The 11,815-nt window shown below is 62.9% G+C and carries 6 protein-coding genes; 1 reads left to right on the top strand and 5 read right to left on the bottom strand.

The window, feature by feature from the left end; genetic code table 11:
- Positions 1-450: 450 nt before the first annotated feature.
- The 5 genes from CIB54_RS25950 to tpx form a co-directional block, all read right to left on the bottom strand.
- Positions 451-2,001, bottom strand: a complete 1,551-nt coding sequence (locus CIB54_RS25950; RefSeq protein ID WP_101221353.1) for an efflux transporter outer membrane subunit — start codon at positions 1,999-2,001, stop codon at positions 451-453.
- Positions 1,998-5,105: an efflux RND transporter permease subunit gene (locus CIB54_RS25945; protein ID WP_065952562.1), complete on the bottom strand. Its 3,108-nt coding sequence runs from the start codon at positions 5,103-5,105 to the stop codon at positions 1,998-2,000. The genes CIB54_RS25950 and CIB54_RS25945 overlap by 4 nt, the downstream gene beginning before the upstream one ends.
- A gap of 112 nt (positions 5,106-5,217) precedes the next feature.
- Positions 5,218-8,310 carry an MdtB/MuxB family multidrug efflux RND transporter permease subunit gene (locus CIB54_RS25940; protein WP_101221352.1) on the bottom strand — a complete coding sequence of 1,031 codons (3,093 nt, stop codon included), beginning with the start codon at positions 8,308-8,310 and terminating at the stop codon, positions 5,218-5,220.
- Positions 8,307-9,605, bottom strand: a complete 1,299-nt coding sequence (locus tag CIB54_RS25935; RefSeq protein WP_101221351.1) for an MdtA/MuxA family multidrug efflux RND transporter periplasmic adaptor subunit — start codon at positions 9,603-9,605, stop codon at positions 8,307-8,309. The genes CIB54_RS25940 and CIB54_RS25935 overlap by 4 nt, the downstream gene beginning before the upstream one ends.
- 232 nt (positions 9,606-9,837) lie before the next feature.
- Positions 9,838-10,338: a thiol peroxidase gene (gene tpx, locus CIB54_RS25930; RefSeq protein WP_065952559.1), complete on the bottom strand. Its 501-nt coding sequence runs from the start codon at positions 10,336-10,338 to the stop codon at positions 9,838-9,840.
- Between the two features lie 159 nt (positions 10,339-10,497).
- Here tpx and CIB54_RS25925 point away from each other — a divergent pair, with 159 nt between their 5' ends.
- The gene (locus tag CIB54_RS25925; RefSeq protein ID WP_101221350.1) at positions 10,498-11,787 is read left to right on the top strand and encodes a glycosyltransferase; all 1,290 of its coding nucleotides are present in this window, start codon (positions 10,498-10,500) and stop codon (positions 11,785-11,787) included.
- Positions 11,788-11,815 lie beyond the last annotated feature (28 nt).

Below are 11,815 nucleotides of genomic sequence, written 5' to 3'. Positions count from 1 at the left end.
ATGGCCCATTGCGGCGGCCCACGGATTCAAGCCTGCGTTCGGGCACACCGAGCCTGGGCGAGGTGCCGAGTGGTGGGGCAAGAGCCTTTTTGGTTACTTTTGGCTGGGCCGGCATTCCGGGCTCTTTTCCAAAAGTGACCCGCTGTAAAAGCGGAATCTATAGCAGCCGTTACCGCAGAAACGGATATGTACTCGGTCTGATCCAACATCCTGGCCAATCCTGAGGCCGCCATCGGGGGCAAGCCCCCTCCCACATTTGCACCGGGATCGACCCAACATCCTGGTCGGCCCAGAGGCCGCCATCGGGAGCAAGCCCCCCTCCCACATTGACCGAGGCGTGTCTGTCGCCCGGGAGACGACGGCAGCTAGCTCCCTCGCCACATGTCAGTGTCATACCAACGTTGTGTAGATACCTATGCAGCATAGGCCAACACGAGATTGAGTTAACCCTTACTTATCCTGATCAGCCGGCCGTGTATTCCCATCCCATCCGCCACCCAACGCTGCAATCAGCTGCACGCTCGCCACCAACCGCGACTGCAGCAAGGTCAGTACCGTGCGCTCGTTACTCAAGGCCGTTGCCTGCACGGTAACCACGTCCAGATAGGCAATCAGTCCGGCTTTGTACTGGTTCTCGGTCAACCGCAACGACTCGCGGGCGGACTCCAGCGCTTCGTTGCTGACCACCGCTTCGTCGGCCAGCACCTTGAGCTGCACCATGTAGTTTTCCACTTCGCGGAATCCGTCCAGCACGGTCTGACGGTACTTGGCCACGGTTTCATCGTAGCTGGCCACGCTACGGTCGACTTCCGCCGAGCGTTGGCCGCCGTCGAACAGGGTCATGGCCAGCTTCGGACCTACCGACCAGAAGCGGTTCGGCAGGCTGATCCAGTCTTCATAGGTGCTGCTGGAGTAGCCCCCCGCCAGGCTCAGGGTCAAGTCGGGGTAATAGGCGGCTTTGGCCACGCCGATGTTGGCGTTGGCTGCAATCACCGAACGTTCCGCCGACGCGATATCCGGGCGGCGCTCCAACAGGTGCGACGGCAGGCCGACAGGAATCTGCGGCAACGCCGGGATGTCCTTGCTGACGGCCAGGCTGAAATTGGCCGGCGCTTCACCGATCAATACCGCAATCGCGTTTTCCAGCTGGGCACGCTGCCAGATCAGGTCGATCAGGCTGGCCTGGGTGGTCTTGAGCTGGGTTCGCGCCTGGGCGATAGCGTCCTTGCCGGCGACACCGGCGCGGTACTGGTTTTCGGTCATCTGCTGCGAGCGCTGGTAGGTGTCCAGCGTGGCTTGCAGCAAACGCGTCTGTTCATCCATGACGCGCAACTGCAGGTAGCTCTGCACCAGTTCCGACTGCTGGCTCAGGCGCATCGCCGCCAGGTCTGCCGAGCTGGCCTCGGCGCTGGCTTCGTTGGCTTCCAGGCCACGGCGCAATTTGCCCCAGACGTCAGCTTCCCAGCTCACGCCCAGTTGCGCATTGAGGGTGTCGCGAATACCGCTGCTGGAACTGCTCAGGCTGGCGCTGCTGCTGCCGGTGCCCTGGCTGGCGCGGGTTTTGCCGACGCTCAGGTCGACGCTCGGGTAAAACGCCCCGCGAGCACTGCGCACCAGGGCCTGGGCCTGGCGGAAACGCGCCTCGGCCTGGGCGACGGTCTGGTTGGCGCTGTTGAGGCGTACCACCAGCTCGTTCAGTTGGCGGTCGCCGTACAGCTCCCACCACGCACCACGCGCCAGGGAGTCGCTTGGATTGGCCTGGCGCCAGCCCTGGGCTTGCTTGAATTGTGCCGGTTCGACCACGGGCGGACGCTGGTAATCGGGGCCGATGGCACAGGCGCTGAGCAACAACGCCAACCCCACTGTAGGAGCGAGCTTGCTCGCGAAGACCGTCAACGATAACGCGCCGAGCTTGGAAGAACGCGGTGTCTGCACATTTTTTGCGAGCAAGCTCGCTCCTACAGGGAGCCGGGGTGCATTGGCGTTGGTTGAATCGTTCATAGCGCAGTGTCCAGGGCAGCATCGGTACGCACGCCGCGCCAGGCATTGAAGCGGTGGCGCGCGCGGTCTAGATAGAGGTAAACCACCGGAGTGGTGTAAAGGGTCAGGATCTGGCTGAACACCAGGCCGCCAATGATGGTCAGGCCCAGGGGCTGGCGCATTTCCGCGCCATCGCCGGCGCCGAGCAGCAGTGGCAACGCGCCGAGAATCGCCGCCAGCGTGGTCATCAGGATGGGTCGCAGGCGCAGCAGGCAGGCGCTGCGAATCGACTCCAGCGGGCTCATGCCGTCATGCCGCTCAAGCTGCAGCGCCAGGTCGATCATCAGGATCGCGTTTTTCTTCACCACCCCGATCAGCAGGAACAGCCCCAACAGTGAGATCAGGCTGAACTCCCCACCCAGCAGGTAGATGGACAACAACGCGCCGACGCCGGCCGAGGGCAAGGTCGACAGAATCGTCAGCGGGTGGATATAGCTTTCATACAGCACGCCCAGCACCAGGTACACCGCCACCAGCGCGCCGAGAATCATGAACGGCTGGCCCTTCTGGGTCGCGGCGAAGGCGTCGGCGGTGCCGGCCATCTTGGCGATCACGTCTTCCGGCAGGCCGACCTTGGCAATCGCGCGCTCGATGGCGGCAGTGCCCTGCTCCACCGTGACGCCTGCCGCCAGGTCGAACGCGATGTTTTCCGAGGCGAACTGCCCTTCGTGGCTGACGCGGTCATCGGCCAGGCTGTTTTCATAATGGGCAATGGTCGACAGCGGCACGCGCGCGCCATCGGCGGTAATCACCTGCACCTGGTTGAGGGTGATCGGGTCCTGGGCATATTTGGGGTTGACCTCCATCACCACCTGATACTGGTTGAGGCTGTCGTAGATGGTGGAAATCTGCCGCTGGCTGTAGGCGTTGTTGAGCACCGAGGTGACCATGTCCATATCGATGCCCAGGCGCTTGGCCTGGTCGCGGTCGACGATCAGCGTGACCTGGGCCGCGCCGCGCCCTTCGCGGGCGTCGATGGCGGTCAGCTCCGGCAGCTCACGCATGGCGGCCACCACTTTGGGGTACCACAGGCGCAACGCGGCGAGGTCACCGCTTTGCAGGATGTAGGAATACTGCGCGCTGGTCTGGTCGCGGCCGCCGCCGAATTGCAGGTCCTGGTCGGCCATCAGGAACAGGCGCCCGCCCGGTACCAGCGGCACTTCCTTGCGCAGGCGCTCGATAACCGCCTGGGCCGAGATCCTGCGCTCGGCGATCGGTTTGAGGCGCACCAGCATCACCGCGTTGTTGGTGCCGTTGGTGCCGCCGATAAAGCCGGCCACGCTGAGTACCGCCGGGTCCTTGAGCACGGCCTGGCGGAAGATTTCCATTTTCGGCTGCATCACGTTGAATGACAGCCCGTCATCCCCGCGCACAAAACCGATCAACTGGCCGGTGTCCTGCTGGGGCATGAAGGTCTTCGGCACCACCACGTACAGCGCGATGTTCACCCCCACGGTAATCAACAGGCTGAGCAGGGTCAGGCGCCGATGGCGCAGCACCCAGTCCAGGCTGGTGGCATAGGCGGCGACCATGCGTTCGTTGATGCGGTGGCTCCAGCGCTGCAAGCCGGTCATCTGCCCTTTGACATGGGGCTTGAGCCAGCGCGCACAGAGCATCGGGGTCAGGGTCAGCGACACGATCAGCGAAACAATGATCGCCGCCGACAAGGTGATGGAGAATTCACGGAACAGGTTGGTGACGATCCCGCCCATGAACAGGATGGAGAGAAACACCGCCACCAGCGACACGTTCATCGACAGCAAGGTAAAGCCGACTTCCTGGGCGCCCAGGTACGCTGCCTTCATCGGCGGCACGCCCTCGTCGATATGCCGGGAGATGTTCTCCAGCACCACGATGGCATCGTCCACCACCAGGCCGGTCGCCAGGATCAGCGCCATCAGCGAGAAGTTGTTCAGCGAAAACCCGTACAGGTACATCACCGCAAAGGTGCCCACCAGCGACACCGGCACCGCCAGGGTGGGGATCAACGAAGCGCGGAAGTTACCCAGGAACAGGTACACCACCAGCACCACCAGGGCCACGGCGATCAGCAGGGTCATCTCGGCTTCGTGCAAGGTGGCGGTAATGACCGGCGAACGGTCCATGGCCAGGTTGAGCTTGACGCTGGACGGCAGCACCGCCTGCAACGCCGGCAGCTGCGCCTTGATCTGGCGCACCGTTTCGATGATGTTGGCGCCGGACTGGCGGTTGATCACCAGCAGCACCGCCGAATCGTTGTTGAAAAACCCGCTGTTGTAGCGGTCTTCCACGCCGTCGCTGATCTTCGCCACATCGCTCAGGCGCAGCGCCGCGCCGTTCTGGTAGCGAATCAGCAGCGGCTCGTAGTCCTTGGCTTTTTCCAACTGGTCGTTGGCCTGGATCTGCCAGTTGCGCTCGCTGTCTTCCAGGGAGCCCTTGGGTCGGCGCTGGTTGGCGTTGGCGATGGTAGTGCGCACATCGTCCAGGGCCACGCCGTACTGATCAAGCGCCTTGGGCTCCAGCTCGATACGCACGGCCGGCAGGGAGCTGCCGCCAATCTGCACTTCGCCCACGCCCGGCACCTGGGACAGGCTCTGGGACAAAATGGTCGAGGCCAGGTCGTACAGCTGGCCCTTCTGCAACACGTCGGACGTCAGCGACAGCACCATGATCGGCGCCTGGGACGGGTTGATCTTCTTGTACGTGGGCATGCTGCGCATGCCACTGGGCAACAGGTTGCGCGATGCATTGATTGCCGCCTGCACTTCCCGCGCCGCGCCGTTGATATCGCGGTCGGAATCGAACGCCAGGATCACCCGCGTGGAGCCCTGGCTTGAGGAACTGCTCATGGTGGTGATGCCGGCAATTGCGCCGAACGAACGCTCCAGCGGCGTGGCCACGGTAGACGCCATCACCTCGGGACTGGCGCCCGGCAAGCTGGCCGACACCACGATCACCGGAAAATCGATCTGCGGCAACGGCGACACCGGCAGCAGGTTGAAGCTGACGCCGCCGAGCAACATGATCGCCAGGCTCAGCAGCATCGTGGCCACGGGACGACGGATAAATGGTCCAGAAAGGTTCATGGGGGGGAGCTCCAAGCAGCAAGCTTCAAGCGGCAAGCTAAAGCCATGCGCCGCGCCCGCGTTTCTCTTGCAGCTTGAAACTTGCCGCTTGCAACTGCTTTAACCCCCCCCATTACACGACTTCCTCGACGCCAGACTTCCGCCAGCGGCGTCCCAACCTATCGAAATACAGGTAGATCACCGGCGTGGTGAACAGCGTCAACACCTGGCTCACCAGCAACCCGCCGACCATCACCAGGCCCAGGGGCTGGCGCAATTCCGCACCGGAGCCGCTGGCCAGCATCAACGGTACCGCCCCGAACAAGGCCGCCAGCGTGGTCATCAGGATGGGCCGGAAGCGCAGCAGCGCCGCCTGGTAGATGGCGGTCTGCGGGTCCAGGCCCTGGTTGCGCTCGGCGTCGAGGGCGAAGTCGATCATCATGATCGCGTTCTTCTTGACGATGCCGATCAGCAGGATGATGCCGATGATCGCGATCATGCCCAGGTCATTGCCGCTGAGCAGCAAGGCCAGCAAGGCGCCCACCGCCGCCGACGGCAAGGTCGAGAGAATGGTGATCGGGTGGATATAACTCTCGTACAGCACGCCGAGCACGATGTACATGGTGACCACCGCCGCCAGGATCAGCAGCAAGGTGCTCGACAGGGAAGCCTCGAACGCCTGGGCCGCGCCCTGGAACTGGGTCTGCACGCCGACCGGCATGCCGATGTCCTTCTGGGTCTGGTTGATCAGCTCTACGCCCTTGCCCAGCGCCACCCCGGGAGCCAGGTTGAACGACATCATCACCGCCGGGAACTGGCCGATATGGGCAATCGCCAACTGTGCCTGACGCTGCTCCACATGGGCCAGGCTCGACAGCCGTACCTGGCCGCCATCGGTGGTCTTCACATGGATCTGGTTGAGCGCTGCCGGGCCGAGGGTTTCGCCGGACTGGGCCTGCAAGACCACGCGGTACTGGCTGGCCTGGGTGTAGATGGTGGAAATCTGCCGCTGGCCGAAGGCATCGTACAGCGCGTCGGTGATGGTCGAGACGCTGACGCCCAGGCGCGAGGCGGCGTCGCGGTCGATCACCAGGTACACCTGCAGGCCTTTGTCCTGCAGGTCGCTGGCCACGTCGGTGAGTTCCGGCAACTGGCCGAGGGCGTGCACCAGCTTGTCGCTCCACAGCGCGAGCAACTCGGCGTCCGGTGAGGACATGCTGAATTGATACTGGGTACGGCTGACGCGGTCTTCGATGGTCAGGTCCTGCACCGGCTGCATGAACAGGCGGATGCCTACCAGCTTGTCGATTTGCGGTTGCAGGCGAGCGATCACCTGCACCGCGCTCAAGTCGCGCAGGCCGTGGGCCTTGAGGTTGATCAGCAAGCGACCGCTGTTGAGGGTGGCGTTATCACCGTCCACGCCAATATAGGACGACAGGCTTTCCACCGCCGGATCGGCCAGGATAATCTTCGCCAGCGCCTGCTGGCGCTGGCTCATCGCGGCAAATGAAATCGACTGCGGTGCCTCGGAAATCCCCTGGATCACCCCGGTATCCTGCACCGGGAAAAAGCCCTTGGGCACCACCAGGTACAGCACCACCGTGAGGCCCAGGGTGGCGATGGCCACCAGCAGGGTCAGCGGCTGGTGCCTGAGCACCCATTGCAGCTTGCGCCCGTAGGCGTCGATCAGCCAATCGATCCAGGCGCCGCTGGCCTTGTAGAAACGCCCCTGTTCTTCTTCCTTCGGCTCACGCTTGAGCAAGCGCGCGCACATCATCGGCGTGAGCGTGAGGGACACCACCAGGGAAATCAGGATCGCCACCGCCAGGGTAATGGCAAATTCGCGAAACAGGCGCCCGACCACATCGGCCATGAACAGCAGCGGGATCAGCACGGCGATCAGCGACAGGGTCAGGGAGATCAGGGTGAAACCGATCTGTTTGGCGCCCTTGAGCGCGGCGGCCATGGGCGTCTCGCCTTCCTCGATATAGCGGGAGATGTTCTCCAGCATCACGATGGCGTCGTCCACCACAAAGCCGGTGGCAATGGTCAGGGCCATCAACGTCAGGTTGTTGACCGAGAACCCCGCCAGGTACATCACGCCAAAGGTGCCGACCAGCGACAGCGGTACGGCGATGGACGGAATGATCGTGGCGCTGACCCGGCGCAGGAACAGGAACGTCACCATCACCACCAGCGCAATAGCGATCAGCAATTCGTGTTGCACGTCCTTGACCGACGCGCGGATCGTCTGGGTGCGATCGGTGAGCACCGTCACGTCCAGGCCCGCCGGCAGGTTGTCGGTGATGCTCGGCAGCAGGGCCTTGATACGGTCCACCACCTCGATCACGTTGGCGCCCGGCTGACGCTGGATATTGAGCAGCACGGCCTGGTTTTCGTTGGCCCAGGCGGCAAGGCGCTCGTTTTCAGCGCCGTCGACAATCTGCGCCACGTCCTTGAGGCGCAATGGTGCACCGTTGTTGTAGGCCAGGATCAGTTCGGCATATTGCTCGGGGGATACCAACTGGTCGTTGGCATCGAGCATCGACACCCGCGTGGGCCCGTCGAAGTTGCCCTTGGGCTGGTTGACGTTGGACGCGGCGATCAAGGTGCGCACGTCCGACAGGTTCAAGCCGTTGGCCGCCAGGGCCTCGGGGTTGACCTTGATGCGCACCGCCTGGCGCTGGCCACCGGCGATGCTGACCATGCCGACGCCGCTGATCTGCGCGATCTTCTGCGCCATGCGCGTATCGACCAGGTCATTGAGCTTGGGCAGCAGCATGGTCTTGGAAGTAATCGCCAGGGTCAGCACCGGGGTGTCCGCCGGGTTGACCTTGTTGTACACCGGCGGTGCCGGCAAATCCTTGGGCAACAGGTTGGTGGCGGCGTTGATCGCGGCCTGCACCTGCTGCTCGGCGACATCCATATTGATGTCGAGGTTGAAGCGCAGGGTCAGCACCGAGGCACCGCCCGAGCTGGTGGAGGCCATCTGGGTCAGGCCGGGCATCTGCCCGAACTGGCGCTCCAGCGGCGCGGTGACCGCGCTGGTCATCACGTCGGGGCTGGCACCGGGGTACAGCGTCATCACCCGAATGGTCGGGTAATCCACCTGGGGCAAGGCCGAAACCGGCAACAGGCGATAAGCGATCAGGCCGGCCAGCACGATGGCGAGCATGCTCAGCGTGGTGGCAACCGGGCGCAGGATAAACAGGCGCGACAGGTTCATGCGCCGACCTTTTGCGCCTTGCCGGCGTCAGTGCCGGTCTCCCCTTTCGCCGCGGGCTTGCCTTGCAGGTGTTCGGTCGGCGTGGTCGGCACTTCGCTGCTGTCATTGACCACTTCGATTTCACTGCCGTCCTTGAGACGGTCAGTGCCTTCCATGACCACCCGATCACCCGCCGCCAGGCCTTGCTTGATCACGGTGTTGTCGCCATCGCTATCGCCCACCACCAGCGGCTGGACCTTGACCTTCTTGTCGCCGTCGAGCTTGTAGACAAAGGTGCCGTTGTTACCGAACTGGATCGCGGCGGAGGGTGCCAGCACTACGTTGTGCAAGGTATCGGCGAGCAAGTGCACATTGACGAACTGATTGGGAAACAGCGCCTGATCCTTGTTATCGAAGCGCGCCTTGAATTTGAGGGTGCCGGTGGTCACGTCGATCTGGTTGTCCAGGCTCTGCAGCACGCCCACCGCCTGCTTTTTCGTGTCGCCACGGTCCCAGGCCTCCACCGGCAGCTTGTTGCCGGCGTGATAACGGGTGAGGACGGTGTCCAGGGTGTTTTCCGGCAGGGTGAAGGCCACGCTGATCGGTTGGGTCTGGGTGATCACCGCCAGTGCGGTGGTGTCGTTGGCGGCCACCAGGTTGCCGACGTCGAGCTGACGCAAACCGACGCGACCGGCAATCGGCGCACGGATTTTGGTGAATTCAAGGTTGAGCTTGGCATCGTCGACCGCACCCTGGTTGGTCTTGACCGTGCCCTGGTATTGCAGGACCAGCGCTTCGGCGGTGTCCAGGGTCTGCTTGGCGATGCTGTCCTGGGCGTACAGGCCGCGATACCGCTCGACATCGACCTGGGCGTTTTTCAACTGCGCCTGGTTCTGCAGCAACGTACCCTGGGCCTGGAGCAAGGCATTCTGGTAGCTGCGCGGGTCGATCTCGGCGAGCAAGTCGCCCGCCTTGACCATTTGCCCCTCTTCAAAGGCGATCTTCACCAGCTCACCGCCCACCCGGCTGCGCACGTTGATCGTGTTGAGCGCGGTCACCGTGCCCAAGGCCTTGTAGTACACCGGGAACTCCCCCACTACCGCCGGCGCCACGCGCACCGGCACCGGGCCGGTGGAGCCGCCGAACCCTGGGCGCGCCATGCCGGTCTTGCCGGTGTGCCCGGCCGGGGCGTCCTTATGGGCCGCGCCGCCGGGCCAGAATTTCCAGCACAGGCCGGCGATAACCAGCAGCACAAGCAGGCCAAACAGCCAGCGGCGGGAGTTGCGGGGGGAGGATTGCATGGAGTGATCAACCATTGGGCGCGAGAGCTTCTTCTTTGGGAGGCTGAAAGATAAGCACTGGAGCGCATTTAGAAAAGCGCCTTTACCGGCTATTTACCTTGAGCTTACAACTTTCAAAATTCGGATCCTGGTCTGCGGGCTGTTTCGCTAAGCTGCTGACACCCAAATAAAAACGGCCTGGACTAGGCCAGGCCGCAATCGTGCATCATACGTGTTACTGCCTCACGACAGTCATGCGCAGAAACAGTTACTTCAAAACAGCCAGGGCCGCTTCGTAGTTTGGCTCTTCAGCGATTTCCTTGACCAGTTCGCTGTGCAGCACGTTGTCGTTTTCGTCCAGCACCACCACAGCGCGAGCGGTCAGGCCCTTGAGCGGGCCGTCGGCAATCGACACACCGTAGTCAACGGCGAAATCCGAGTCGCGGAAATCCGACAGGTTCTTCACGTTTTCCAGGCCTTCGGAGCCGCAGAAACGCGCCTGGGCGAATGGCAGGTCGGTGGAGATGCACAACACCACGGTGTTTTCCACGTCGTTGGCCTGGGCGTTGAACTTGCGCACGGAAGTGGCGCAGGTTGGGGTGTCAACGCTTGGGAAGATATTCAGCACTTTGCGCTTGCCGGCAAAGGTGGCCAGGGTAGCGTTGGACAGATCGCCGGCGGTCAGGGTGAAGTCTGCAGCTTTGGCGCCGACTTTCGGCAATTCGCCTTCAACCTGGACCGGGTTGCCTTTAAGGGTGACTTGAGCCATGAACGGAATCCTTATGCTGGGTTTTGGTTAAACGAATTCGAGAGGCCGAAGTTAACCACAAAGTGCCGACGCTACCTACCGCCAGATACAAATTGTCATGTCACCGGGTTGTGGTTTAATTGCGCGCTTTTCGCCTGTCCCTCAAGGAAACCGCTGCTAATGAATCAGCCCGCCACCAAAGTCCTGGTCATTGGTTACGTCTGGCCGGAGCCGCGCTCCTCAGCTGCAGGCGGGCATATGATGCAGATTCTCGAGAGCTTTCTTACACAAGGTTGGGCCGTTACCTTCAGCAGCCCGGCGACCATTGGCGAACACAAGGCTGACTTGCCCGCCCTCGGCATCGCGGAATGCGCCATTGAACTGAATAACAGCAGCTTCGATGATTTTGTTCGCGAACTGGCCCCGGATATCGTGCTGTTCGACCGTTTCATGATGGAAGAGCAATTCGGCTGGCGCGTCGAAAAATGCTGCCCCGACGCCCTGCGCGTATTGGAGACCTCCGACCTGCAAAGCCTGCGCGACGCCCGCCACCAGCGTTTCAAGGAGCACGTAAAGGCCAACCCAGAGAGCGACGACTTCAGTGCCCTGTTCGCGCCGGCGCTGGAGGACGAGTACCAACGCATGGCCGACACCGACCTGGCCAAACGCGAAATCGCCGCGATTTACCGCTGCGACATCAGCCTGATGATCTCCGACGTGGAAATCCGCCTGCTCACCGAACAGTTCAAGGTGCCGGCCGCCCTGCTCCACTGGTGCCCGTTGATGCTGCAGCCGCCCAAGGCCGCGTTTGCGCCGTTTGAAGAGCGTGCGCACTTTCTCAGCATCGGCAACTTCCGCCATGCGCCCAACTGGGACGCCGTGCTATGGATGAAGCACAGCCTGTGGCCGCTGATCCGCCAGCAATTGCCGGGCGCGCAGTTGCATATCTACGGCGCCTATACGCCGCCCAAGGCCACTGCCCTGCACAACCCGGCCCAGGGTTTTCATGTAATGAACTGGGCCGAAGACGCGCTGCAAGTGATGAGCGCCGCGCGCATCTGCCTGGCGCCGTTGCGCTTTGGTGCGGGTATCAAGGGCAAGTTGATCGACGCCATGCTGTGCGGCACGCCTAATGTCACCACCCCTATCGGCGCCGAGGCCATGGGCGACGACCAGCCCTGGCCCGGCATGATCGCCCACGACGCCCCGGCCCTGGCCGCCGCTGCCGTGGCCCTCTACCAGCACCGCGAGCGCTGGACCCAAGCCCAGGAACACGGGCGCCAGCTGCTGGCCCGGCGTTATGACCAGGCTCAGCATGGACCAGCCCTGGTGGCGTGCCTGGAGCAATGCCGCCGTAACCTTACTGCCCATCGCCGGGACAACTTCACCGGCAGCATGCTGCGCCATCATGCGCACAAGAGTACCCAGTACATGTCCCAGTGGATCGAGGCGAAAAACCGCAGCCTATAGCGCTGCCGCTGGCGAGGTCGCGCGCGAC

The organism is Pseudomonas fluorescens (assembly GCF_002837185.1).
GTDB lineage: Bacteria > Pseudomonadota > Gammaproteobacteria > Pseudomonadales > Pseudomonadaceae > Aquipseudomonas > Aquipseudomonas fluorescens_AM.
Note: the sequence above shows the minus strand (reverse complement) of the source record. Positions and strands in the feature narration are given on the sequence as shown.